Source organism: Mycobacterium sp. C31M, from assembly GCF_053345865.1.
In genome coordinates this window covers 236232-260591 of sequence record NZ_JBKFAX010000009.1, presented here as the reverse complement: position 1 = coordinate 260591, position 24360 = coordinate 236232, and the positions used below count along the sequence as shown (strand labels likewise).

22 protein-coding genes and 1 tRNA gene are annotated in these 24360 nt (G+C 67.3%); 9 read left to right on the top strand and 14 right to left on the bottom strand.

The window, feature by feature from the left end; all coding sequences use genetic code 11:
• Nucleotides 1-202 precede the first annotated feature (202 nt).
• Both ACLBYA_RS16060 and ACLBYA_RS16055 read left to right on the top strand, forming a co-directional pair.
• Nucleotides 203-1114 (top strand): MBL fold metallo-hydrolase, encoded by a 912-nt coding sequence (locus tag ACLBYA_RS16060; RefSeq protein WP_447710396.1) that lies wholly within the window; start codon nucleotides 203-205, stop codon nucleotides 1112-1114.
• 347 nt (nucleotides 1115-1461) lie between these two features.
• Nucleotides 1462-2106, top strand: coding sequence for a (2Fe-2S) ferredoxin domain-containing protein (locus ACLBYA_RS16055; protein WP_447710395.1), 645 nt, complete (start codon nucleotides 1462-1464; stop codon nucleotides 2104-2106).
• Between the two features lie 80 nt (nucleotides 2107-2186).
• Here the strand turns inward: ACLBYA_RS16055 and ACLBYA_RS16050 are convergent, their stop codons facing one another.
• The 4 genes from ACLBYA_RS16050 to ACLBYA_RS16035 form a co-directional block, all read right to left on the bottom strand.
• On the bottom strand, nucleotides 2187-2882 hold the full coding sequence (locus ACLBYA_RS16050) for a fumarylacetoacetate hydrolase family protein (RefSeq protein ID WP_447710394.1): 696 nt from the start codon (nucleotides 2880-2882) through the stop codon (nucleotides 2187-2189).
• A 23-nt stretch (nucleotides 2883-2905) separates the two neighbouring features.
• A complete protein-coding gene (locus ACLBYA_RS16045; protein ID WP_447710393.1) occupies nucleotides 2906-3874 on the bottom strand; it encodes an extracellular catalytic domain type 1 short-chain-length polyhydroxyalkanoate depolymerase in 969 nt (322 codons plus the stop codon).
• 101 nt (nucleotides 3875-3975) lie between these two features.
• Complete coding sequence (locus ACLBYA_RS16040) at nucleotides 3976-4284, bottom strand: RNA-binding protein (protein ID WP_447710392.1); 309 nt, start codon at nucleotides 4282-4284, stop codon at nucleotides 3976-3978.
• Nucleotide 4285: 1 nt separating this feature from the next.
• Entirely contained in the window at nucleotides 4286-4645 is a 360-nt protein-coding gene (locus tag ACLBYA_RS16035; protein WP_447710420.1) for a heme-binding protein, read from the bottom strand.
• A gap of 245 nt (nucleotides 4646-4890) precedes the next feature.
• On the opposite strand from ACLBYA_RS16035, the gene ACLBYA_RS16030 reads away from it, so the two are divergent.
• Nucleotides 4891-5730, top strand: a complete 840-nt coding sequence (locus tag ACLBYA_RS16030; RefSeq protein ID WP_447710391.1) for an EamA family transporter — start codon at nucleotides 4891-4893, stop codon at nucleotides 5728-5730.
• Nucleotides 5731-5837: 107 nt separating this feature from the next.
• Complete coding sequence (locus ACLBYA_RS16025) at nucleotides 5838-7544, top strand: VanW family protein (protein ID WP_447710390.1); 1707 nt, start codon at nucleotides 5838-5840, stop codon at nucleotides 7542-7544.
• 2 nt (nucleotides 7545-7546) lie between these two features.
• On the opposite strand, the gene ACLBYA_RS16020 is transcribed toward ACLBYA_RS16025, so the two are convergent.
• From ACLBYA_RS16020 to ACLBYA_RS15995, 6 genes are all read right to left on the bottom strand, one after another.
• Nucleotides 7547-7669 (bottom strand): MFS transporter small subunit, encoded by a 123-nt coding sequence (locus ACLBYA_RS16020; protein ID WP_447710389.1) that lies wholly within the window; start codon nucleotides 7667-7669, stop codon nucleotides 7547-7549.
• Entirely contained in the window at nucleotides 7656-9017 is a 1362-nt protein-coding gene (locus tag ACLBYA_RS16015; RefSeq protein ID WP_447710388.1) for an L-lactate MFS transporter, read from the bottom strand. Before ACLBYA_RS16015 ends, ACLBYA_RS16020 begins: the two co-directional genes overlap by 14 nt.
• Nucleotides 9018-9225: 208 nt before the next feature.
• Nucleotides 9226-9299 (bottom strand) — tRNA-Met (locus ACLBYA_RS16010).
• Nucleotides 9300-9363: 64 nt separating this feature from the next.
• Entirely contained in the window at nucleotides 9364-10758 is a 1395-nt protein-coding gene (locus ACLBYA_RS16005; protein ID WP_447710387.1) for an FAD-binding oxidoreductase, read from the bottom strand.
• Nucleotides 10759-10915: 157 nt separating this feature from the next.
• On the bottom strand, nucleotides 10916-13942 hold the full coding sequence (locus ACLBYA_RS16000) for a UPF0182 family protein (RefSeq protein WP_447710386.1): 3027 nt from the start codon (nucleotides 13940-13942) through the stop codon (nucleotides 10916-10918).
• 117 nt (nucleotides 13943-14059) lie between these two features.
• Complete coding sequence (locus ACLBYA_RS15995) at nucleotides 14060-15100, bottom strand: YlbL family protein (RefSeq protein WP_447710385.1); 1041 nt, start codon at nucleotides 15098-15100, stop codon at nucleotides 14060-14062.
• 63 nt (nucleotides 15101-15163) lie between these two features.
• Between ACLBYA_RS15995 and ACLBYA_RS15990 the strand changes: the two genes are divergently transcribed.
• From ACLBYA_RS15990 to ACLBYA_RS15980, 3 genes are read left to right on the top strand one after another with little or no spacing between them, the layout of a single operon-like run.
• Complete coding sequence (locus tag ACLBYA_RS15990) at nucleotides 15164-16522, top strand: zinc-dependent metalloprotease (RefSeq protein WP_447710419.1); 1359 nt, start codon at nucleotides 15164-15166, stop codon at nucleotides 16520-16522.
• A 35-nt stretch (nucleotides 16523-16557) separates the two neighbouring features.
• Complete coding sequence (locus ACLBYA_RS15985) at nucleotides 16558-17394, top strand: cyclodehydratase (RefSeq protein WP_447710384.1); 837 nt, start codon at nucleotides 16558-16560, stop codon at nucleotides 17392-17394.
• 42 nt (nucleotides 17395-17436) lie between these two features.
• Nucleotides 17437-18765 carry a macrolide-binding ATPase MABP-1 gene (locus tag ACLBYA_RS15980; protein ID WP_447710383.1) on the top strand — a complete coding sequence of 443 codons (1329 nt, stop codon included), beginning with the start codon at nucleotides 17437-17439 and terminating at the stop codon, nucleotides 18763-18765.
• Between the two features lie 31 nt (nucleotides 18766-18796).
• On the opposite strand, the gene ACLBYA_RS15975 is transcribed toward ACLBYA_RS15980, so the two are convergent.
• Both ACLBYA_RS15975 and ACLBYA_RS15970 read right to left on the bottom strand, forming a co-directional pair.
• Complete coding sequence (locus ACLBYA_RS15975; RefSeq protein WP_447710382.1) at nucleotides 18797-19075, bottom strand: WhiB family transcriptional regulator; 279 nt, start codon at nucleotides 19073-19075, stop codon at nucleotides 18797-18799.
• A 456-nt stretch (nucleotides 19076-19531) separates the two neighbouring features.
• Nucleotides 19532-21625 carry an ATP-dependent DNA helicase UvrD2 gene (locus tag ACLBYA_RS15970; RefSeq protein WP_447710381.1) on the bottom strand — a complete coding sequence of 698 codons (2094 nt, stop codon included), beginning with the start codon at nucleotides 21623-21625 and terminating at the stop codon, nucleotides 19532-19534.
• Between the two features lie 134 nt (nucleotides 21626-21759).
• Here ACLBYA_RS15970 and mrx1 point away from each other — a divergent pair, with 134 nt between their 5' ends.
• Together mrx1 and ACLBYA_RS15960 are read left to right on the top strand one after the other, a co-directional pair.
• A complete protein-coding gene (gene mrx1, locus ACLBYA_RS15965; protein WP_447710380.1) occupies nucleotides 21760-22002 on the top strand; it encodes a mycoredoxin Mrx1 in 243 nt (80 codons plus the stop codon).
• 31 nt (nucleotides 22003-22033) lie between these two features.
• A complete protein-coding gene (locus ACLBYA_RS15960; RefSeq protein WP_447710379.1) occupies nucleotides 22034-22339 on the top strand; it encodes a hypothetical protein in 306 nt (101 codons plus the stop codon).
• A gap of 3 nt (nucleotides 22340-22342) precedes the next feature.
• Here ACLBYA_RS15960 and nudC read toward each other — a convergent pair whose 3' ends face one another.
• Both nudC and ACLBYA_RS15950 read right to left on the bottom strand, forming a co-directional pair.
• Nucleotides 22343-23266 carry an NAD(+) diphosphatase gene (nudC, locus tag ACLBYA_RS15955; protein ID WP_447710378.1) on the bottom strand — a complete coding sequence of 308 codons (924 nt, stop codon included), beginning with the start codon at nucleotides 23264-23266 and terminating at the stop codon, nucleotides 22343-22345.
• A complete protein-coding gene (locus ACLBYA_RS15950; protein WP_447710377.1) occupies nucleotides 23266-24357 on the bottom strand; it encodes a potassium channel family protein in 1092 nt (363 codons plus the stop codon). Before ACLBYA_RS15950 ends, nudC begins: the two co-directional genes overlap by 1 nt.
• Nucleotides 24358-24360: the final 3 nt, after the last annotated feature.

Below are 24360 nucleotides of genomic sequence, written 5' to 3'. Positions count from 1 at the left end.
CGCTGGCTACACACCTACAATCATCACCGCGGCCACACTGCACTCAAGGGTCAACCACCCGCCAGCCGCGTACCTAACCTCTCAGGTCAGTACAGCTAGAGGTCAGAACCATTTTGCGGGTGTGGGATGACTCACGAGAAAGCCATGCGTTCGACCGGTCAGAAGGAGCAGCCCGCACCTTCGCCGACGTCAGGAGACGAATATGAGCGTGGACAACCTCACCCGGGTCGAACGGGGCCTCGATGAATTGGTGCCGTCCCGGTACGCGCTGCAGGTCGGCGACATCGACGTGATGGTGATCAGCGACGGAGTACTGCCCATTACCGCATCGACGATGGCCACCAACGCCGAACCGACCGAATATGCGGCCTGGCTCAAGGAGAATTTTCTGCCGCCGGAGATCCTGGACTGGCCGCTGAACGTGGCCGTGGTGCGCAGCGGCGGCAAGACCATCCTGATCGACTCGGGGCTGGGCACCGAGTTTCCCGACTTCCCGCGCGCGGGGCAGCTGGGTATGCGACTGGTCGCGGCGGGCATCGAACCCTCGTCGGTGACCGATGTAGTGCTCACCCACCTGCACATGGACCATATCGGTGGCCTGCTGGTGGACGGACTGCGCAACAAGCTGCGGCCCGACCTGCGGGTGCATGTCGCGACGGCCGAGGCGGAGTTCTGGGGTACACCCGACTTCAGCCACACCGTGATGCCCGCGCCGATCCCCCCGGTGCTGCGCCGCACCGCCGCCCAGTTCCTGGACCTCTACCGTGGCCAGCTGCGGACCTTCGAGCAGGAGTACGAGGTCGCGCCGGGGGTATTGCTGCGCCGCACCGGTGGCCACACCCCCGGTCACAGCGTCGTGCGCATCGAATCCCGCGGTGAGGCACTCACTTTCGCCGGCGACGCCGTCTTCCAGCCGGCATTCGACAAGCCGGAGTGGCAGAACGGTTTCGAGCACGACCCCGAGGAGTCGACACGGGTGCGGATCAAGTTGCTGACCGATCTGGCTGCTAGCGGCGAACAGCTGGTGGCCACCCATCTGCCGTTCCCGTCGGTGTGCCATGTGGCGGTCGCGGGCGGTGCGTTCCGGTTCATCCCGGCCGTCTGGGATTACTGACAGTTTGGATCAGCGGACAGCCGGGTACAGGCAGGCATCGGGCGCAACGGGGCGCCGCACAACAACGCGGAAGGTGCCACCGTGATTCCTTTCATCTGCACGACCTGCGGCCATATCGACATCGATTACTCGGACTGCGCGTCGTGCGCGCCGGCCGTTTCCGTGGAAGCTGTCGCCTAGCGGACTGCTACTGTTCGGGTCACCCGCGATGCGGCCAGAGGAAGCCCGGTGCGATTCCGGCACGGTACCGCCACTGTGAACGAAGCCCGCTTCGTGAGTCAGATACTCGGCCCTGTCGCACCTTTCGAGTGACGGGGCGGAACTCCCCGAGAAGGGAGCCCGCCGCAGTGCGCACCCAGCAGCTTGTTCTCGTCGGTCTCGGTATCGACGCCCCCACCGCCAATACCGACCTGCTGGTGCTCGCCGAACAGGTCGAGGCCCGCATCGCGTATCTGCAGTTGGGGACCCCGTCACTGCTGGACGTGCTCGACGACATCGCGTCCGTCACTCCCGGTACCGAGGTCAGGCTGGTCGCAGTACCCAGTTTGGGTGGCCCGGCACCGGCCCGATCCTGGCTGCGCCGTATCGCGGGCCATTGGGTGCGGGCAAACCCGGGTGTACTCGACATCAGTGTCCCGGGTGGCTCGGTCACCGGCACCGAGGCCGGACTGTCCTCGCCGGCGTGGGATGACGTTCCCAGACACGGACGCCATGTGCTGGTGTGCCGCGGACCGCGTTGCACGGCGCGAGGTTCGGCCGAAACCGCCGCCGCCTTGAACGACCAACTGCGCCAACGGGAGCTCGGTGACGATGACATCCTGGTGACGCAGAGTGGGTGCCTGTTCCCGTGCAACCATGCGCCGGTCGTGGTGGTGCATCCCGACGACCAGTGGTGGGGGCCGATGTCCGTCGAGGGTGCCCGAAAGCTGGTCGACTCGTGGGCCGACGAGCGGCGCGGGATGACCGAGCGGACGGTGAACCGGCCTGGTTGAGAGCCGCGAGCGGCCGTGTTGTGCCGCTGACACGCCGTGGCGGGTGACGGTTTGGGGTCGCTCGTCGACGGTCTGCTTGCTCAGTCGACCACGAACGACAACTCCCCCACCGCGTCGATCCCACCGCGGACCTGTTGCCCGCGTGCGATCGGCCCCACCCCCGCAGGTGTCCCTGTCATGATGAGATCCCCGGGCGCCAGGGTAACCGACCGCGACAGATGCGCGATCACATCGGCCACCGGCCAGATCTGGTCGGCCAGATCGCCCTGCTGGCGTAACTCGTCGTCGACGGTGATCCAGATCCGGCCACTGCCGGGATCCACCGTCTCGGCGGGCACCAGCTCCGAGACGGGACCGGAGGCATCAAAGCCCTTGGACAGATCCCAGGGGCGGCGGGTCTGCTTCGCCGTGTCCTGCAGGTCGCGGCGGGTGAGGTCGACGCCGACGCCGTAGCCCCAAACATGTTGCAGGGCTTGGTCGGGGTCGATATCGGCGCCGCCGGTACCGAGCGCGACGACGAGTTCGATCTCGTGGTGCAGCTTCTCGGTCTGCCGTGGGTACGGCAGCCTGTGCGCCGCGCCGCCCTGATAGCCCTGCGCCACGGTGAACACCGCGTCAGCCGGTTTGGTGAAGAAGAACGGCGGTTCACGGTCCGGGTCGGCACCCATCTCCCGAGCGTGCTCGGCATAGTTGCGACCCACGCAGTACACCCTGCGGACGGGAAAGCGTTCCGCGGAGCCGGCAATGGCCAGGGTGGGTACCTCGATGGTGAACACAGAACTGATCCTTTCCGCACACATCATTTCAATGCGTGCCGCTTCGCGAAATCCCAAGCGATAGAGCTCACATCGGGTCCCGACCGGTCGGTGAACAAACCCTCGGCCGCGGGGCCGGAGTAGGTATGCCCCATCCCCTCGACGAGATAGCTCTCGATGGCGACCAACCCGTCCGGGTGCCGCAGCGCAGTATGCGTGTACGGGTGGCGCCCGTCGGCGGCGGGCACCTCGTCCGTGGCCTCGACCAGCCCGAGGCTGTCGTTGAGCAGCCCGTCGTCGACCAAGTCGTGGACCGCCGACCAATGTTCGATGAGCCGGGTCGCCACCAGGGGCGGCACCACGGTGTCGTCCGTGCCCTGGATGACCAGCAGCGGCACGGGCCGGGCACGTTCGCCCATCTGCGCCCACGCCTGCCGTGCCGTGTACTGCGGTGGCGTGCCGTCCGGGTGGTCGGGATCGACCTGGTTGAGGCCGTACTCCCCACCGGCCACCGACGTGACGGTGGCGAACACATCCGGATAGGTCGCGCCCAGGATCACCGCGGTCCCCGCACCCGAGGAGGCACCCACGACGTGCACGCGGTCGGCGTCGGCGCCGTATTCATCGATGACCTGCCGGGCCACCCCTGCCAACAGAGCCGGCTCCCCAGCGTTGCGGTGCTGCTGCCGAGGGTCGCCGGATTCCCAGCAGTTCAGCAGATCCCGGAACATCCGCTGGGTCGGATAGACCACGATGAAGCCTTCCCGGTCGGCCACCGTGTTGAACTGGGTCGTCGACTTCATCGAGTTCCAGCCGTATCCGGTCATCCCGCAACCATGGATGGCCATCACGACCGGCAGCGCGGTCCCGCCGTCGTACTGCGGCGGCAGGTGCACCTGGTAACGCAGACCACCGAACTCATGATTGTGGTTGCGGTCCCCCTTCCACCAGGGCAGTCCGTATTGTGCGGCCGCAGTGGCAATTCCGAGTGCCACGGCGAGCGCTGCGACCACGCCGGTGACAACCCGTGGCCATCGTCGGCGCACACGATCTGGTGCAACGGAATCCTCGGTCACACCTACACAACTACCTCACCCAGGCAGTGACGCCGCGGTCACACGCACCCCGTGACGCTGATCCGCCTGCCGAAGTTGGCACACACGTTGACGTTCGGCGCCGGCGGTGGCGGGACGTAGGCGGGCGGGGGTGGTGGTGGCGGCGCACCCAGCGGTGGGGGCGGCGGCGGTGGGGACGGCAGCGCGCTGTCGAGGTACCCGAACGGATCGGTGCAACCGGAAACGTTGACGTGGTTGCCGCCGATGGACCCACAGACCGACGCACCCGCCGGCGCGACGACCGTGACACCCGCACCCCCGGCGATGACGATCGCCACCATCACGGTGCGCACAAACGCGATTCTCATCTCAGCCCAGCACATCGTGCTGAAGCGGCGCCGTCATACCGCACCGTGCCCGGAAATCGGTCAGCGGCTGACGGATACCGCGTAGCTCGGCGGCGACCTGGGGGTTGGCCTCCATGTAGTCGTGCGCCCGCTCACGCGTCTGTTCCGGGGGCAACCCCTCCAACCCCGTGAGGAACGTGTTCACCTCGGGGTGCGTGAACAGGTAGGCCGAGGTCGAGATCGTCACGCCACCGGCCACACCGGCCAGGTCAGCGGCGGTGCAGTTGGGTGGCGGCTCGGCCGCGGCGGGGGCCGATGTCGCCACTGCCGCGGCGCCGGCCGCCACAGCCAGTCCCAGCACGATCCTGCGCATGATCAACATCGCGGCACCCTTTCCTCGACGGCCGAAGTACAAGATCATCCTTGTCCACGCCGCCCCGGTTGTCCGCTGCTCGGCAGAACCGGCGGTGTAGGGTCGCATTCGACAGCGTCTAGGGTTCCGGCGTTCACGCGCGACTGGTCCGAGCGACGCCACCGTGGGTTCCGAACAGCCTGCGGTCATCTGACCGGATAAAAGCCTGGAGGATCTTCGGTGACGCGCGCCCGCGTCACCAGGAAGGTCCTGGGATGACCCCTGTCGTCACTGCCGCGGTGCTGCTGGCGGCGCTGTTACACGCTATCTGGAACTCGTTGGCGCACAGTGTCCGTGACCAGCTGGTGGGTTTCGCACTGATCGGCGCGGTGGATACCGTCGGTGGCGGAGTCCTGGCGGTGGTGGCGGGATTCCCGCCGGCCGGGGCCTGGCCGTTCATCATCGCGTCCGCCGCGCTGCACATCGTCTACAACCTGCTGCTGCTCAAGAGCTACCAACTCGGTGAGTTCAGCCAGATGTACCCGCTGGCGCGCGGCACGTCACCGTGGGTGGTGGCGCTGATATCGCTGGTGGTGCTGGGCAACGACCTGCCACCCGCCGAGCTGGCCGGTGTCCTGACGATCTCGGCCGGCCTGATCGCGCTGGTGTTCGTCGGTGGCCGGCCGGCCCGTCGCGACGTGCCGGCGCTGGCGGCGGCTTTCCTGACGGGTCTGACCATCGCCGCCTACACCGTCGTCGACGGGTTGGGTGTGCAGCAGGCGCCGCTGACGGCCTACATCGGGTGGATGTTCCTGCTCCAAGGTCCACCGCTGGTCCTGCTCGCGGCGATCCGTCGGCGCGGACGGCTGGGACCGGCGCTGCGCGAATCCGCCCCCGCGGGCATCACCGGCGGGGTGATCTCACTGACGGCCTACTCGATCGTGCTGTGGGCGCAGACCAGCGGCGTCCTGGCAGCCATCGCGGCGCTGCGCGAGACCAGCATCATTTTCGGGGTCTTGATCGGCGCGATGTTCCTCGGTGAGCGACTCGGCGGCCGGCGTGCCATCGCCGCCACCGCCGTGTTGGCCGGCGTGGTGTTGATCAGCTTCGGCTGACGACACCGGCGCGAGCGTGTCTGCGCAGGTAGGGTTTGGTGGTGAACTTCGCCGAACTGCGGGCGCCCGCGGGAATACCGGCCTGACGGTGTGGGGTTCAGCTATCAATGGCTCATGAGCAGCGCACGGACTCCGGCATCGCCGGGCTTCGTCGTCATCGGCGGTTGCTGCTGGGCCTGGGGTTCCCGATTGTGCTGCTGGGAGCGCTGTACGCCGCGGACCTGATCACCACCTCGTCCAAGGTGCCGCGCGGTGTCACCGCGGCCGGTGTGCCGATCGGCGGACTCACCCACGAGGCCGCTGAGCAGCGCCTGCGCGCGGAGATCACGCCACGAACGCAGCGCCCGGTTCCGGTGACGCTGGGGACACTCGACGCCGTCGTGGACCCGGGTGCGGTGGGCCTCACCCCAGATCTGCGTGCCACGGTCGAACAGTCCGGTGGCCAACCTCTGAATCCGATCACCCGGGTCATGTCGTTTTTCGTCAAGACCCCGATCGGACTGGTCACGTCGGCCGACGATCAGGCCCTTTCCGCGACGCTGGATGATCTCGGCGCGCAGATCGCCGAAGATCCAGTCGAGGGGGCGATCGTATTCGTGGACGGCGAACCGGTGGCCTCGGATCCGGAATCGGGGCAACGGCTGGACATGCCGGCCGCGGCGGATCTGGTCATCCGCGAATGGGCGCTCGGCGAGACGCTGGACCTGCCGGTGGTGGAGATCGCGCCCGAGACCACCAGCGCCGACGTCGAGGAGGCGCTGACCGCGATCGCCGACCCCGCGGTGTCAGGTCCGGTCACGGTCAACGGTGACGCCGGCGCGCGTGCGGTCATCTCCACCGACGTCATCGCCACCGCCCTGAGTTTCCGCGCCACCGGCGACGGGCTGGAGCCCGAGCTCGACGAGAACGTGATCGTCGACGCCCTGCGCCCACAACTGGCCGCATCGGAGGTTCCGGTCCGCGACGCCGATATCGACTTCGCCGTCACCCCACCGGTTTTGGCGTCCGCGCAGGACGGTCGACGGGTGGATTACTCGGACACCTTGGGTGATCTGCTCACGGTGTTGGAGCAGACCGAGGACCGCGATATCGATGCGGTCTACGTCGCCGAGGATGCCGAAGTCACCGTCGAGGATCTCGGCGCGCTCGGCCCGGTGCAGGTCATCGGTGAGTTCCAGACGGGCGGTTTCGCCGGAGACTCCGGCCGCAACATCCGACGCGCCGCCGAACAGATCAACGGGATCGTCGTGCGTCCGGGAGAAACGTTCAGCCTCAACGGCGCAACCAATCCACGCAACGCCGCGGCCGGGTACGTCGAGGCCGGTATCATCGAGCGCGGCAGGCCGGCCCGCGGGGTCGGTGGCGGTGTCTCGCAGGTGGCCACCACGCTGTTCAATGCGGCCTATTTCGCCGGTATGGAAGACATCGAGCACCACGAACACAGTTACTACATCAGTCGCTACCCGGCGGGCCGGGAGGCGACGGTGTTCGGTGACGTGCTGGACGTCAAGTTCCGCAACGACGGGCCCACCTCGGTGCAGATCCAGACCGAGTGGACCTCCAGTTCGATCATGGTTCGGATCGTCGGCATCAAGCGTTACGAGGTGACCTCGGCGCAGAGCGCGCGCAGCCGCCCCACCAGCCCGCCGACGATCACGATTCCCGCCGGGGAGGCGTGCAGCGCCAGCGGTGGCGGTTCGGGGTTCACCATCACCGACACCCGCACGTTGACCGAGATCGCCACCGGACAGACGCGCAGTGAGTCGCACACCGTGGTGTACGACCCGATACCGAAGGTGATCTGCGGGGGCTGACGCTAGCCGGTGAACAGTGCCGGGATCTTCAGCACCAACTGAACCAGGCCATAGCATAACGGGATACCCACCCACAGCCAGCCGATGACCGCGAGCGTGAGATTCTGCGATTTACGCTCGTCCATGTGTACTCCCTTGCAGTGCGGGCTCAGTGGTGGGCGGCTTCGGCGTGCGGATCAGTTCGTTGCAGACGAACGCGATGAGCAGCAGACCGATCATGATGCTGAACGACAGCCGGTAGCGGTCCGGTCCGGTGACCCCTGCAGCGATCTGGTGGTCAGCGATGGCATTGACGATCAGCGGGCCGAGCACACCGGCGGTCGACCATGCGGTGAGCAGTCGACCGTGAATGGCGCCGACCTGCTTGTAGCCGAACAGATCCCGCAGATACGCGGGCACGGTGGCGAAGCCGGCCCCGTAGAAGGACAGCACCAGGATGCAGGCAAACAGGAACACCGGCTTGCTGGTGTCGACCAGGATCAGCACCAGATAGAACAGTGCGCCGAGGCCGAGATAGATCCGGTACATGTTCTTGCGGCCCAATACATCCGACAGAGACGACCACATGATCCGGCCTATCGAGTTGGCCAACGACAGCACCGCGACGAAGCCGGCCGCCGCTGCCGCGAGCGCCTCGGCCGATGTCGCGTCAGGGAAATAGTCGCTGAAGATCGGTGCGGCGCGTTCCAGGATGCCGATTCCCGCGGTCACGTTGAAGCACAACACCACCCACAGCAGCCAGAACTGCGGGGTGCGCACCGCCTCGTTGGCGGTGCGGTCCGGGCCGGCCGGGTGATGACGCCCGGCGGATGTCCGCGCTTCGACCTGATGCACCGACATGTTGGGCGGTGGCGTGCGTACCAGGAAGACACCCATCGTCATGAACACCGCGTAGACGAGGCCCATCACCAGGAACGTCTTGGCGAGTCCGGGTTCGTCGGTGCCGAACCAGCGCATCAGTTGCGATGACCACGGCGAGGCGATCAGCGCGCCGCCGCCGAATCCCATGATCGCGAAACCCGTTGCCATTCCCGGCCGGTCCGGGAACCACTTCATCAGCGTCGACACCGGGGAGATGTAGCCGATGCCGAGTCCGATACCGCCGATCACGCCGTAGCCGAGCACCACCAACCACATCCAGCCCAGCGCGGCGGCCGCTGCCGAGATCAGCAGTCCGGTGCAGAAGAACAGCGTCGACATCGCCATCGCCCAGCGCGGACCGCGGCTGTCCACGGCGGTGCCGAACAACGCGGCCGCCAGGCCCAGGACAACGATCCCGAAGGTGAACGGCAGCGCGCTGACGACACCGGAGACGCCCAGGGTGTCCTGCAGCGGCAGTTTGAACACGCTCCAGGAATAGACGCTGCCGATGGCCAGGTGGATAGACAGCGCCGCCGGCGGCACCAGCCATCGGCTCCATCCCTCGGGCGCCACAGCGCGTTCGCGGCTCAACAGGTCTGCGATGGACAACATCGTCTCCTCGGCAGTGTGGGTGCCCCCACCACGCCGGCGCGTCCCCGCACGCCGCAGGCGTCGTTCGGCGGCCCTTGTTGCGATCAGAAAGAGTGCGTGGCGATTCTTCCATGCCGCCGCGGGGCTCCGGCGGCGAATCGGAATCGAGAGGTTTGGTCCAGATGCGAAAATGGCCCCCGGAGAAATCTCCGGGGGCCATTCCCTGTAGTAGCGGGGACAGGATTCGAACCTGCGACCTCTGGGTTATGAGCCCAGCGAGCTACCGAGCTGCTCCACCCCGCGTCGGTGAACACAACGTTACCGAAGGGGTGAGAGAAGCTCCAAATCGTATGGTCAGTGCGGGTTTTTACGTTCCGAACCGGACGACCTGACCGGTATTGAGGACACCGTCGGGGTCATATCGATCGGCGAGGGCCGCCAGCCAGTGCCGGGTGTCCTCGTCGTACACCCGTGCCATCCGGGCAGCGTCGGATGAGGGTGCGAAGTTCGGCAGCAGCCCACCGGTCGCCCACGGTGCCAGCGCGCGGGTCAGCGCCCCGGCCTGAGCCGGCACCAGCGCCGCGTCGGGGCACATCGGCACGCCGATGATGGTCACCGCGTACTTGGCGTTGCGGTGGCAGAAGGCGCTGCGGTGTGGTGCCTGGCGGGCCATGGCACCGCCCAGCATGCGCACCTCGACAATGGTCTGCACCGATCCGGAGCCCGGCCCGGCCGCGGCGAGCAGGATATCGACAGCCTCAGAACCGAAGTCGCGCAACAGGGTCTGCTCCTCTAAGCACGGCATCGGGTCGACGGGGTCGGCGTGCACCGCACCGATCGCCGAATACGGCAGCACACCGACGGTGTCGAGCAGCGGGGTCGCCGCCTCACGGATCGGAGCGAGAAGCGCTGCGGCCTCGTCGAAATCGTCGAGCGCGGTGTAACGCACCGACACCGTCAGTCGACCGGCCAGCGGTTCGGGCACCCCGGGCAATGGCGGCAGCTGCTGGAACGCGATGGAGGTGTTGATGTTTTCCGGCAGGCCGGTGTGCCACTGCGCCCACGCCCGTAACACCTCGGGTGCGTCCGCTCCGTCGAAATAGAGTGCCCCACCGTAGAATTCGGCGATCGACAGCAGTTCGATCTCGACTGCGGCGACGATACCGAGGGTGGACTTGCCACCCCGCAGCCCCCAGAACAGGTCGGCATGGTTCTGCGGTGTCACGCGCAGATACTCCCCCGTGCCGGTCACCAGATCGAAGGACCGCACGTGATCGGCGGAGATCCCCACGCTGCGCACCAATGGGCCGACCCCACCGCCGGTGAGGTAGCCGACCACGCCGACCCCGGGTGACGAGCCGCACAGTCCGGCGAGGCGGTGCGGTGCGGCGGCGTCGAGCACGTGCTGCCAGCGCGCGCCGGCGGCCACCCGTGCGGTCCGGTTCGTGGGATCGACAGCGACATCGGTCATCGCGCCGGTGTGGATCAGCACGGCGTCGGAGCCGACGGGGATGGCACCGTGCCCGGTGGCCTGCACGGTCGCCTTGAGCCCATGCTTGGCGGCGAACCGGACGGCCTCGGCGATGTGGTGCGGGGAGGTCGCGAACACCACGGCGGCCGGCTGGACCGGCACCGCGACGTTCCACGGGGTGGCGCGTTCGTAGCCGGGCTCGCCGGGCAGCGCGACCAGGGCGCTGACGTGGTCGGGCAGCGTCGACACGGCCGCCATATGGGCGCGGTCGACCGATTCGGCCAGGGTCATTCGAGGTCCTTTCGGGCAGTGCGGTGTGCAACTGCACACACACTCCCCCGGACCACTTGGGATCTTCTTGGAGCCGACTAAAACGAAACTGACTCTGCGCTCACGGCTGCGCGCACTCGCACAAATGCGCCGTGAGCGCAGAGTCAATGGGGTAGAGCTAGTTGGCCTCGCGGTACTTGTTCATCGCATCGTCGAGCCGCTGCAGCGCCTCACCGAACTCGGCGAAGTCACCACTGGTCTGCGCGGTAGCCATGTTGTCCAGTGCCGCGTTGACCTCTTGCAGCGCAGCGGCCTTGGCACCCGACAGCGTCACCGGGCCACCGGGCGGCACCGCTGCGGCCGGCGGTTCCGGAGTCGCGGCCGGAGCCGGTGCCCGGCCCTGCTGAGGTGCAGCGGGCGGCTGCGCGCCGGGCTGACCGTTGGCGGGCGCCGCCTGCGGGCGACCTGCTGGGCCGTCCGCCGGAGCCGGACCGGTGGCCGTCGCACCCGCACCGGCGCCGAAGATCTCGTCCAGCGCGTCACGGACCGTCGGGCCGTAGCCGACCTTGTCGTTGTACATCATCGCCACGCGGATCAGGCGCGGATAGGTCGAGCCGGCATCGCTGGTGCCCGGCGACGCGTAGATCGGCGCCACGTAGAGCAGGCCACCGTTGCCGATCGGCAGCGTGAGCAGGTTGCCCCAGCGGATCCGGTTCTGGCCGTCGCGGCCGATCTGACCCAGCTCGGTCGAGACCGCGGTGTCGGTGCTGATCGCGTTGAACGCCAGCTTCGGGCCGTTGACCTGACCGGGAACCGTCAACACGGTCAGCTGACCGTAGGTGTCGGGATCCGAACTGGCACTGATGTAGGCGGCCAGGAAGTCACGCCGGATCCAGTTCATCGCACTGGTCAGCTGGAACGACGGTTCGCCGTTCTGCTTGGCCTGGTCCTTGGCCACGATGTAGTACGGCGGCTGGAAACTGCTGGCCGTCGGGTTGGGATCCAGTGGCACATCCCAGAAGTCGGCGTTGGTGAAGAACCGGATCGGGTCATCGACGTGGTACTTCGCCAGCAGCTGCCGCTGCACCTTGAACAGATCCTCCGGGTACCGCAGGTGGGCCTGCAGCTCCTCGGAGATGTCCGCCTTGGGCTTGACGGTACCGGGGAACACCGACATCCACGCCTTGAGCACCGGATCGCTCTCGTCCTGCGCGTACAGCGTCACCGTGCCGTCGTAGGCGTCGACGGTGGCCTTGACCGAGTTGCGGATATAGGACACCTGCTTGTCGAGCAGCAGCCGGTTGCCGGCGACCTCATTGGAGTCGATGGTCGCGTTCGACAGCGTCGTCAGTTCCGAGTACGGGTACTTGTTCAGCGTGGTGTAACCGTCGACGATCCACACCATCCGCTTGTTGACGATCGCCGGATAGACGCTGTTGTCGGTGTCCAGCCACGGCGCCACCGTCTTGACCCGCTCGGCGGGATCACGGTTGAACAGGATCTTGCTGTTCTCGCCGATCACGTTGGACAGCAGAAAGTTCCGCTCGGCGAACTTGGCGGCGAACACCGCGCGGGTGAACCAGTTGCCGACGGGCACACCGCCGCTGCCCTGATAGGTGTAGTTCTTGGTTTCGGTATTGGTCTCGTAGTCGTACTCACGGTCGACGTCGCCCACCTTGCCGACGATCGCGTAATCGTCGGGGGCGCCGGCGATCACCGGACCGAAGTAGACCCGGGGCTGATCCAGCGGCGCCGGTCCGGGCGACACGACGCTGCCGTTGGCACCGACGACGCTGGACAGGAACTCCGGGTAGCCACCGTTCTGGTTGGGGTCGTTGGCGATCCCGCGCACCGTGTTGGCCGGCGAGGCGATGAAGCCGTTGCCGTGCGTGTACACGGTGTGCCGGTTGATCCAGTCGCGCTGGTTGTCGATCAACCGATCCGGGTTGAGCTCACGAGCGGCCACCACATAATCGCGGATCTGGCCGTCGGGTCCGACGTAGCGATCCATCGCGAGCTGGTCGGGGAAGTTGTAGAAGTTCTTGCCCTGCTGGAACTGCGTGAACGCCGGACTGACGATGGTCGGGTCGAGCAACCGGATGTTCGACGTCGTCGCCGTGTCGGAGGACACCTGCTGGGCCGTCGCGTTGGCATCGCCGCCATAGTTGCGGTAGGTCACCGTCTGATCGGTCAGCCCGTAGGCATCCCGCGTGGCGGTGATACTTCGGTTGATGTATTCGCTTTCCTTCTGCGCCGCATTGGGTTTGACGCTGAACTGCTCGACGATCAGCGGCCAGCCGGCACCCACCACCAGCGACGACAGCAGCAGCAGCACCAGCCCGATGGCCGGGATGCGCAGGTCACGCAGGACCAGCGCGGAGAACACCGCGACCGCGCAGATGACCGCGATGGCCAGCAGGATCAGCTTGGCGGGCAGCACCGCGTTGATATCGGTGTAGCCGGCGCCGGTGAACGGCTTACCGGCGCGGGTGTTGCTCAGCAGTTCGTAGCGGTCCAGCCAGTAGGCGACGGCCTTGAGCAGGACCAGGGTGCCGGCCAGCGCGATCAGCTGGATGCGGGCGGCGCGGCTGAGCGCACCGGAGCGCCCGGCCAACCGGATACCGCCGAACAGATAGTGGCCGAGCAGGTTTGCCGCAAACGCCAGGAACACCGCGGCGAAGGCCCACGTCAGCGCCATCCGGTAGAACGGCAGATCGAACGCGTAGAAGCCGAGGTCGATGCCGAACTGCGGGTCGGTGACCCCGAACTCGCCGCCGTTGAGGAAGAGCTGCACCGGTGCCCATTGGGTCTGCGCGATCACACCGGCGAACAACCCGATGACGACCGGGACGCCGATTCCGAACAGCCGCAGTCGGCTCATCACGGTGGTGCGGTAGCGGGCCACCGGATCGTTGGGTCCGGCCGTAGGCACAAAAACCGGCCGGGTGCGGTACGCCAACGTCAACCCGGCGAAGACGACGAGCCCGATGAAGATGCCGACCGCGAAGAACAGCGCGATCCGGGTGAGCCACACCGTCGTGAACACCGACCGGTAGCCGAGCTCACCGAGGAACAGCCAGTCGACATAGCGGTCGAGGAACTGCGGCCCCACCAACAACAACAGGACAAACGCAACCGCGACACCGATCAGGACTCGGCTCCGACCGGTCAGCTGCGGCATTCGTGCCGCGGGCCGCATACCCAACTCGTCAACTCCACTCTGCGTTTCAGTGGTGTCGGGTCCGACCCGCCACAACTACACCCGTGCGACCCAACCGGTCACAGCTGACCCAACTCTACGCAAGAAGTCCCAAGGAGATTCTCAGCACGTCGGGGGTTCGCCACCGGCGGAAATCGTGTTGAGCGCGTCGACCGCGGTGGTGAGGGTGTCCACCTTCACCAACTGCAGTCCGTCCTCGCGGGCGGTGAGCGCCTCGGCGCAGTTGTCGGCGGGCACCATGAACACCGTCGCGCCGGCCTCGCGCGCCGCCATCATCTTGTGGGTGATACCGCCGATGGACCCGACCTCTCCGTCGGCGTTGATGGTGCCGGTACCGGCGACGAACTTGCCGTCGTTGAGCTCACCGGTGGTCAGCTTGTCCACGACGGCCAGGCTGAACATCAGCCCGGCCGACGGGCCACCGATGTTCGCGAGGTTGAACTCGATGTCGAAGGTGGCCCACGGCGCGTCGACAACGGCGATCCCGAGATAGCCCTGCTCCCCCTCGGGATGCTCACCCAGGGTGATCGTGGCGGTCCCGGCGGGGGCGTTCTTGCGGCGGAAGTCGACCACCAGGTCCTGACCTGGACGGGTGGTCTTGACCACCTCCTGGAATGCCTTGAGGTCGGCGACCGGGATGTTGTTGACCATGTCGATGGCATCACCGGGCTGCAGCTTGCCCGCCGAGGGGCCCTTGTCCTCGACCGTCGAGACCGTGACGGCTTCGGGGTACTTCAGATAGGACAGCGCCGCGTACTCGGCATCGTCCTCGGACTGGCGGAATTCGGTGGTGTTGGCCTCGTCGATATCGTCCTTGGACTTGTCCGGCGGATAGACCAGGTCACGCGGGACCAGCTGATCGCGGCCCGACATCCACAGGATCAGCGCCTCCCCGAGGCTCAGTCCGTCGCGCTGCGACACCGTCGTCATGTTGAGGTGCCCGCTGGTGGGGTGGGTCACCTCGCCGGCGACGCCGTCGGTGCTCTTGATGTCGACGACCTGCTTGCCGTCCACCTCGCCGAGGGTGTTGAAGGTCGGGCCCGGACCCAGCGCGACGTAGGGCACCGTCACCACCGACAGCAGCAAGCCGAAGGCCACGATGGGCACCAGCGCCACCACCAGGGTCAGAATCCGCCTGTTCACGCCGCCCACAGTAGAGCGCGTTCACCCACAGCGTGACCCGCGGCCCTACCCCCGGCGCGTGTGGTGGGTACCGTTGACGATATGTCTGACCTGCCCTTCGGCTTCTCCACCGGTGACGACCCGGACCGCGACAAGCGCAAGGACGATCCGCCCGCGGATCCATTCGGACTGGGCGGCGCCGGTTTCGACATGTCCAACCTCGGCCAGATCTTCACCCAGCTGGGCCAGATGTTCAGTGGCGCAGGCCCGATGGCCGGTGGCGGACAGGCCGGCCCGGTGAACTACGACCTGGCCCGGCAGCTGGCGTCGAACTCGATCGGCTTCGTCGCGCCGGTGCCCGAGGCCACCACATCGGCCATCGCCGATGCCGTCCGGCTGGCCGAAACCTGGCTCGACGGTGCGACCCCGCTGCCCGCCGGGACCACCCGCACCGCGGCCTGGACGCCGTCGGAGTGGATCGACAACACCATGGACACCTGGAAGCGGCTGTGCGATCCGGTCGCCCAGCAGATCTCCACGGTGTGGGCGCAGGCACTGCCCGAGGAGGCCAAGGCGATGGCCGGGCCGCTGCTGGCGATGATGTCGCAGATGGGCGGCATGGCGTTCGGCAGCCAACTCGGGCAGGCGCTGGGCAAGCTGGCAGGCGAGGTACTGACGTCCACGGACATCGGATTGCCGTTGGGGCCCAAGGGCGTTGCCGCGCTGATGCCGGCCGCGGTCGACACCCTGTCGGAGGGGTTGGAGCAGCCGCGCAGCGAGGTGCTGACGTTCCTGGCCGCGCGCGAGGCGGCCCATCACCGGCTGTTCAGTCATGTGCCGTGGCTGTCGAGCCAATTGCTCAACAACGTCGAGGCCTTCGCCAAGGGCATGAAGATCGACATGAGCGGTATCGAGGACATGGCCCAGGGTTTCAACCCGGCCTCGCTTTCCGACCCGGCAGCGCTGGAGCAGATGCTGAGCCAGGGAATGTTCGAGCCCAAGGCCACCCCCGAGCAGACCGCCGCACTGGAACGGCTGGAGACGCTGTTGGCGTTGATCGAGGGCTGGGTGCAGACCGTGGTCACCGCGGCGCTCGGCGACCGACTGCCGGGGACGACGGCACTGTCGGAGATGCTGCGCAGGCGCCGCGCCACCGGCGGCCCGGCCGAGCAGACCTTCGCGACGCTGGTCGGTCTGGAACTGCGGCCGCGCAAGATGCGCGAGGCGGCGGCGCTGTGGGAGAAGCTGACCGAGGCGGTCGGTGCCGATGCCCGAGATGCCGTGTGGCAGCACCCGGATCTGTTGCCCGGCGCCGAGGATCTGGACGAGCCGGCCGAGTTCATCGACCGGGCGATCGGTGGGGACACCAGCGGTATCGATCAGGCGTTGGCGGACCTGGAGAACGACCGTCCGGACCGTCCCGACGGGCCTGTGGATAACTGAAGCGGGCGGCGCCCAGATCGTGACAGAGTCACCGGATGCGCCGCTATGCGTTGGACCCTGCCAAGCCGGTGTTGTGGCGACCCGACGGCACCGTGCAGGTGGGTTGGGACCCGCGGCGGGCCGTGCTGGTCCATCCGCCCGTAGGGATGACGTCCGCGGCGTTGGCCCGGTTGTTGCGCGCCATGCACGATCCGATGACCGCCGAGGAGTTGGTGGCCCGCGCCGGTGAGTTCGGCGCCGACGCCGCCGCACCCGCGATCGCCGACCTGCTGGCCGCGCTGGTGACCGCCGGGGTGATGACGGTTTCTGCCCCGGCCCACCGACCGGTGGCGGTCCGCATCCACGGTCGCGGGCCGCTGTCGGACCTGCTCGCCGGCGCGCTGCGGTGTTCCGGGACCCGGGTGACCCGCAGCAACCGCCCGCACGCGGTGGTGACCACCGACCGCGCCGACCTGGTGGTGCTTTCCGACGCCCTGGTTCCCGACCCGCGGGTGGTGCGCGACCTGCATGCCGCCCGGATGCCGCATCTGCCGGTCCGGGTGCGTGATGGCACCGGACTCGTCGGACCGCTCGTGCTGCCCGGTGTCACGTCCTGTCTGGCCTGCGCGGACCTGCACCGGCGTGATCGCGACGCCGCCTGGCCTGCGGTGGCCGCGCAACTGCGCAACACCGTCGGGACAGCCGACCGGGCGACTCTGCTGGGTACCGCCGCGCTGGCCCTGACCCAGGTGGAACGGGTCGTCGTGGCGATCCGGAACGGCCGTCACGCGGCGGCGCCCCCGATGACACTGGACGCCACCGTCGAGTTCGACGTCGGTGACGGTTCGGTGGTGACCAAACACTGGTCCCGTCATCCCGGGTGCTCCTGCTGATACCACGTGTTGCCGGTTCGTTGCGGAGTATTCAGCTGCGTCGTGGATGATGGACGGGTGTCAGAAATCAAACGACGCAGCGTCGCGCGCAACGCGAAGCTCGCCACGCTGCCCGTCGGCTTTGCCGGGCGGGCCGCGCTCGGGTTCGGTAAGCGGCTGACCGGCAAATCCAAGGATGAGGTCACCGCCGAACTGATGGACAAGGCTGCTCAGCAGCTGTTCACGGTGCTCGGCGAGCTCAAGGGCGGCGCCATGAAGGTGGGCCAGGCGCTGTCGGTGATGGAAGCGGCCATCCCTGAGCAGTACGGCAAGCCCTATCGCGAGGCCCTGACCAAGCTGCAGCGCGAGGCTCCTCCGCTGCCGGCCGCCAAGGTGCACCGCGTGCTCGATCAGCAACTCGGCACCAGGTGGCGGGAGCGGTTCCAGTCCTTCGACGACACCCCGGTGGCCTCGGCCAGCATCGGGCAGGTGCACAAGGCGGTCTGGTCGGATGGTCGCGCCGTCGCCGTGAAGATCCAGTACCCGGGCGCCGACGAGGCGTTGCGTGCCGACCTCAAGACCATTCAGCGGCTGACCAGTGTCTTCAAACAGCTCGCCCCCGGCGCCGATATCGAGAGCGTGGTCGCCGAGCTGATCGAACGCACCGAGATGGAGCTCGACTACCGGTTGGAAGCCGACAACCAGCGGGCCTTCGCCAAGACCTACGAGAACGATCCGCATTTCGCGGTGCCGCATGTGGTGGCCAGCGCCCCCAAGGTGGTGATCGCCGAGTGGATGGAAGGCATCCCGATGTCGGCCATCATCCGCGACGGCACCCCCGAACAGCGCGATCTGATGGGTACCCGGCTCACCGAACTGACCTTCGGCGCCCCGAAGCGGCTGCAGATGATGCACGGCGATGCCCATCCCGGGAACTTCATGCTGCTGGCCGACGGCCGGATGGGTGTGATCGATTTCGGTGCGGTGGCACCACTTCCGGGTGGTTTCCCGTCGGCGCTGGGAACCTGCATCCGGTTGGCCCGGGACAAGAATTACGTCGAACTGTTGCCCGCCATGGAGGCGGCTGGATTCATCCAGAAGGGCGAACAGGTCTCGGCTCAGGAAGTCGACGACATGTTGCGCCAGTACGTACAGCCGGTCGAGGTCAAGGTGTTCCATTACACCCGGCGCTGGCTGCAGAAGATGGCCGCCGGCCAGATGGACAACTCGGTGGCCCAGATCAAGATGGCGCGGCAGCTGGATCTGCCTGCCAACCTTGCCATTCCGCTGCGGGTGATCGCGTCGACCATCGCGATCTGCTGTCAGCTCGATGCCCATGTGCCGGTGCGCGATATCGCCACCGAACTGGTGCCGGGTTTTGCAGCTGCCTGATGTCCGGGCCGACCAGGCGGCCTAGCTTTCGCTAGGCCGCCTGGTCCTCCCGAGCTTCCTTACGCGGACGTCCACGCGGACGCTTTCGCGCCACGATGGTGCCGCGTTCGATGATCTCGCCACCCCAGACGCCCCACGGCTCCTGACGTTCCAGCGCCTCGGACAGGCACAGGCTGCGGATCGGGCAGTCGGCGCACAGCGCCTTGGCCTGCTCCAGTTCACGCGGGCTCTCGGCGAACCACAGGTCCGGATCGCCGATGTGGCACGGCACCGCGGGCAGTAAACGTTCCGGGCATGCCTGGACGGACATGTCTCCCCCTACTTCCTGGTCGTTTTTCGGTGTCGGTCTTGTCGCTCGGACCGGTGACCAGGTGTTTCGGGTGTCCCCCGAAAAAACAATGGCCACGGATCCGGTGAGCTCGGGTCCGTGGCCTTTTCGGCGGTGCTGGGGCTACCTAGGTGGTACCCCGATTCACGGACACGACGGATTCGTCAGCGGTGCGGCGCTTATGCTGCGGCGCGGCGGCAGCGGGCGCCCAACCAGCTCGCCGGGCGGCGGCAATACCTGCGACAGCAGAAAAGGTCAGCGGCAATCCGCTGACATCTACGCCTTTTTGCATATCGCTTATCGACATCGAACCGCCTCCCTTCGCCATGTTGAGTCACCTGAACTGGTGATCTTGAGGCTAAAGCCTAACAGCCGAATTGCACAAGCGATTTTCTGACCAGCGGTTTTGGCGGAATCTGTGCGGAACTTGGCAGGTTCTCACGACCGGTTCTTGACCAGCTCCAACACATCGGGCCCGTACTGCTCCAACTTGCGCGCACCGATACCCGGGATGGCCACCAGCGCAGCGGCATCGGCGGGCAGGGTCTCGGCGATGGCGATCAGCGTGTTGTCGGTGAACACCACGTAGGCGGGCACCTTCATCTCCTGGGAGGTACGCAGCCGCCATTCCTTGAGGTCGGCCAGCAGCTGCTCGTCGATATCGGACGGGCAGTCCTCGCAGCGCCGCAACATGATCGCCGTCGGTGTGGTCAGCTGCCCGTTGCAGACTCGGCAGCGCGGGGTCGGGCCACGGCTGCGTTTCGGTTTGGACGGATTGGAGTCGGCTGGCGCCTGCGGGGCGAGGCCGTTGAGAAACCGCGAGGCGCGCCGGCCCTGCCGTCCGCCCGGGGTGCGCGCCAGCGCCCAGCTCAGCGTGAGATGCACCCGGGCCCGGGTGACCCCGACGTAGAGCAGTCGGCGTTCCTCCTCGACGGCCTCGCTGTCGGGTCCGTGGGCCAGCGCATGCGAGATCGGCATGGTGCCGTCGGCCAACCCGACCAGGAACACCGCGTCCCATTCCAGGCCCTTGGCCGCGTGCAGCGACGCCAGGGTGACACCCTGCACGACCGGCGGGTGCCGTGCATCGGCGCGCTGCCGCAGCTCGGACAGCAACGCCGACAGATCCAGCGAAGGGCGTTGCGCCACTTCGTCGTCCACCAGTTCGGCCAGCGCTGCCAACGCATCCCAGCGTTCCCGCGCCTTGGTGCCCGTCGGCGCCCCGGCCGTCAGCCCGAGCGGCTCGAGGATGCCCCTGACGAACGCCGGCAGGTCACCGTCGGTGTCCCGATCGACGTTGCGCTGCAAGGCGATCAGTGCCTGCCGGATCTCCTGGCGGCTGAAAAATCCCTCACCGCCGCGGACCTGGAAGGCGATCCCGGCCTCGGTGAGCGCCTCCTCGTACACCTCGGACTGTGCGTTGATTCGGTACAGCACCGCGATTTCTGCTGCGGGAGTGCCGGATTGGATCAGGCTCTTGACCCGTTTGGCGACGGCGGCAGCCTCGGCGACCTCGTCGGGATGTTCGGCGAATGACGGTTTGGGCCCCGGGTCGCGCTGGCCGATGAGGTGCAGTTTGCTACCGGCCATCCGGCCGCGGGCGGCGGCGATGACCCGGTTCGCCAAGGAGACGACCTCGGGTGTGGAGCGGTAGTCGCGCTCCAACCGCACCACGGCAGCCTCCGGGAAACGCCGGGAGAAGTCGAGCAGGAACCGCGGGGTGGCCCCGGTGAACGAGTAGATGGTCTGGTTGGCGTCACCCACCACCGTGAGGTCGTCGCGGTTGCCGAGCCAGGCGTCGAGCACCCGCTGCTGCAGTGGGGTGACGTCCTGATATTCGTCGACGACGAAGCAGCGGTAGCGGTCCCGGAATTCCTGGGCGACCGCGCTGTCGTTCTCGATCGCCGCGGCGGTGTGCAGCAGCAGATCGTCGAAATCGAGCAGCGCGGTGCCGTCGCGGTGGGTCTTGAGTTTCTCGTACCCGGCGTACACCTTGGCCACGGTGGCGGCGTCCTTCGGGATGTCGCGGCGGGTTCTGGCGACCGCTTCGGCGTACTGCTCGGGGGTGATCAACGAGGCCTTTGCCCATTCGATCTCACCGGCCAGGTCACGGACATCGTCGGTGCTGGCCTGCAGCGCCGCGCGGTTCGCGGCCTGCGCGACGACGGAGAACTTGCTGTCGAGCAGTTGCCAGCCGGTGTTGCCGACCACCCGCGGCCAGAAGTACTGCAACTGGCGGCGCGCCGCGGCGTGGAAGGTGACCGCCTGCACCGCGCCGGTGGGCACACCGGCCTGCTCCCCCAGCGCCCGCAGCCGGCCACGCATCTCGCCGGCCGCACGGGCGGTGAAGGTGACCGCCAGCACCTGACCGGGTGCGACGTGGCCGCCCACCACCAGATGAGCGATGCGACGGGTGATGGTGCGGGTCTTGCCGGTGCCTGCACCGGCGAGCACACACACCGGACCACGGGGGGCGAGGACGGCCTCGCGCTGTTCGTCGTCGAGGTCGCCGAGCAGACTGTCGACGGACGGCATGGCGTCCATCATGGCAGCAGCGGCCGACATCCATGCGGCGGCGGTTGTCAGGCGGCGGTTGCCGGGCGGCGGCTGCCGGGCGGCGCATAGGGTGCAGGGGAAATACGCACCGACGTCGATGGGTTCTTCTGAAGATGACCAACGCTGAGCTGACCATGTACACCACCTCGTGGTGCGGGTATTGCGCGCGACTCAAGACCGCGCTCAAGGCCGAGGGCATCGGCTGGACCGAGATCGACATCGAGGGCGACCCGGCCGCGGCGGAGTTCGTCGGCTCGGTCAACGGCGGCAATCACGTGGTGCCGACGGTGAAATTCGCCGACGGGTCGACGCTGACCAACCCGAGCGCCAAGCAGGTCAAAGCCAAGCTGGGCTGAATTGTCGGTGCTTCGAACTATTGTTCGAAACATGACTCAGACCCTTACCCACATCGACGCGCTGCAGGCTGAGTACTCGGCGCTGGTGGCCCAAGCAGATGCGCTGCTGGCGCAATCACGATCTCGACCGGCCATCGAGCAGGCAATCAGGCTCTACGGCCGAGCCAGCGAACTGGCCCGCGAGCAGCAGATCCGGCTGTTGGCCACGCTCAAGGCGAGAACCACACCGAGCGCTCTGGGCTTTCGGTCGTGGGTCGACTTCCTGTCAGCTCAGCTGAACATCACTCACGACGACGCCCGACTGTATTTACGGGACATCGCCGCCCTCGGGCCGTGACCGTCAGCCCGCGGCGGCCCAGGATTCGATGATCTCGCGGGCGATCGAGATGGACCCGGGCAGCAGCAGGCGTGACGGCGACTCGCTGCTCCAGTCGCCGTTGTCCAGGGCGTCGCGCACCTGAGCGCGGGTGAACCATTCGGCCTCGGCAATCTCGCCGTCGTTGAACGCGAACGGTTGCTCCGGATCGCCGAGGGCGTGGAAGCCGACCATCAGTGACCGCGGGAACGGCCAGGGCTGGCTGCCCAGGTACTGCACATCGGTCACGGTCAGACCGACCTCTTCGGCGATCTCGCGCACCACGCAGGACTCGAAGGATTCACCCGCCTCCACGAATCCGGCCAGGATGGAGAACATCCGCTCGGGCCAGACACCTTGGCGGGCCAGCACGGCCCGGTCGTGGCCGTCGTGCACCAGGCAGATCACCGCCGGGTCGATGCGCGGGAACTCCTCGTGGCCGTTGGCGGGGTTGATCCGGGACCAGCCGGCCTTGATCGTCTTTGTCGGCGATCCGTCCACCGGGCTGAAGCGGGCGTTGTCATGCCAGTTCAGCAGCGCGGTGGCGGTGGCGACCAGCTGGGCGCTGGCATCGTCGAAGATCGGTCCGGCGCGGCGCAGGTCGAGCACCTCGGCCTGCACATCGGGATCCTCCGGCGCTTCGAGGGCGCCGCGGATGGCCCAGACGTGGCGGCCGTCCACGAGGCGGCCGAGGAACACCGCGTGCTCCGGCGGGGTGTCGCCGAGGGTGGTCGCGCTGCCGAGCACCACACTGCCGTCGGCGATGAGCACCTGGTTGCGCCGATCCACGCGCAGCACTCGGGCGTCGGCCCAGCCGGCGATGGCGGCGTCGATATCGGTGCGCAGGGTGTCCGCGCGATCGGCGCCGACCCGGGACAGCAGGGGGACGTTGCGCAGGCTGAAGTTCACTAACGATCCTCGTTCGAGCGGATGTAGAGCAGCCGGTCGGTCAGCTCGAGCGCGTCGACACGTTCGTCGTCGACGCGCAGTAGTTTCCCGTCGCGCACCACACCGAGCACGATGTCGGACAAGTGGCGTGGCGAGCCGCCGGCCTCCTTGGGCTCGACCTGGCGTTCGGCGATGGCGAACCCGGCGTCGGGGGTCAGCAGGTCCTCCATCATCTCCACGACACTGGGAGTTTGGGTGGCCAGCCCCAGCAACCGGCCCGCGGTCTCCGAGGTGACGACGGTGCTGTTGGCGCCGGATTGCTTGAGCAGATGCTGGTTTTCTGCCTCGCGAACCGCGGCGATGATGGTGGCCTTCGGGTTCAACTCCCGCGCGGTGAGCGTCACCAACACCGCGGTGTCATCACGGTTGGCGGCGACGATGATCGATTTTGCGTGCTGGACGCTGGCCAACCGCAGGATCTCCGAGTCGGTGGCACTGCCCCGCACCGTGACCAGGCCGGCGTTCTTGGCCTTCTCCAGCGCGACCGGGTCCTGTTCGACGACGACGATGTCTGCCGGTGCGACGTCATCGCCGATCATCGCGGCCACCGCGGTGCGCCCCTTGGTCCCGTAGCCGACGACGACGGTGTGGTTACGCACGGATCTCCTCCATCGCTGGATCTTCAGCGCCTGGCGCGATTGGTTGGTGAGGGTTTCGACCGTGGTTCCGATCAGCACGATCAGGAATGCCACCCGCAATGGGGTGATGACCAGAACGTTGACCAGTCGGGCCGACGGAGTGACCGGGGTGATGTCGCCGTAGCCGGTGGTCGACAGCGAGACCGTCGCGTAGTACAGACAGTCCAGGAAGGACAGCGGGTCGTTGGCATTGGGAGCGGAATCGATGTCCCGGTAACCGTGCCGGTCGATGTAGACAATCAGCACCGCGGCGAACAGCGCGCCGAGTGCCAGCAACACCCGCGTGAAGATGCGCCGCCAGGGGCTGACGAATTTTTCCGGGATGCTCAGGACGTCGACGAGGTCGGCGTCGTGACGCGAGGTCAGGTCCTGGTTCACCGCCGCCAACCGCCGGCGCAACCTACCTTTGGCCACGGT

Bases quoted from the DNA above. Each gene is read 5' to 3' on its own strand.
- ACLBYA_RS16060 (WP_447710396.1), top strand. From the start codon at position 203: ATGAGCGTGGACAACCTCACCCGGGTCGAACGGGGCCTCGATGAATTG.
- ACLBYA_RS16040 (WP_447710392.1), bottom strand. From the start codon at position 4,284: ATGAGAATCGCGTTTGTGCGCACCGTGATGGTGGCGATCGTCATCGCC.
- ACLBYA_RS16035 (WP_447710420.1), bottom strand. From the start codon at position 4,645: ATGTTGATCATGCGCAGGATCGTGCTGGGACTGGCTGTGGCGGCCGGC.
- ACLBYA_RS16030 (WP_447710391.1), top strand. From the start codon at position 4,891: ATGACCCCTGTCGTCACTGCCGCGGTGCTGCTGGCGGCGCTGTTACAC.
- ACLBYA_RS16025 (WP_447710390.1), top strand. From the start codon at position 5,838: ATGGCTCATGAGCAGCGCACGGACTCCGGCATCGCCGGGCTTCGTCGT.
- ACLBYA_RS16020 (WP_447710389.1), bottom strand. From the start codon at position 7,669: ATGGACGAGCGTAAATCGCAGAATCTCACGCTCGCGGTCATCGGCTGG.
- ACLBYA_RS16015 (WP_447710388.1), bottom strand. From the start codon at position 9,017: ATGTTGTCCATCGCAGACCTGTTGAGCCGCGAACGCGCTGTGGCGCCC.
- ACLBYA_RS16005 (WP_447710387.1), bottom strand. From the start codon at position 10,758: ATGACCCTGGCCGAATCGGTCGACCGCGCCCATATGGCGGCCGTGTCG.
- ACLBYA_RS15985 (WP_447710384.1), top strand. From the start codon at position 16,558: ATGCGCCGCTATGCGTTGGACCCTGCCAAGCCGGTGTTGTGGCGACCC.
- ACLBYA_RS15975 (WP_447710382.1), bottom strand. From the start codon at position 19,075: ATGTCCGTCCAGGCATGCCCGGAACGTTTACTGCCCGCGGTGCCGTGC.
- ACLBYA_RS15970 (WP_447710381.1), bottom strand. From the start codon at position 21,625: ATGCCGTCCGTCGACAGTCTGCTCGGCGACCTCGACGACGAACAGCGC.
- mrx1 (WP_447710380.1), top strand. From the start codon at position 21,760: ATGACCAACGCTGAGCTGACCATGTACACCACCTCGTGGTGCGGGTAT.
- ACLBYA_RS15960 (WP_447710379.1), top strand. From the start codon at position 22,034: ATGACTCAGACCCTTACCCACATCGACGCGCTGCAGGCTGAGTACTCG.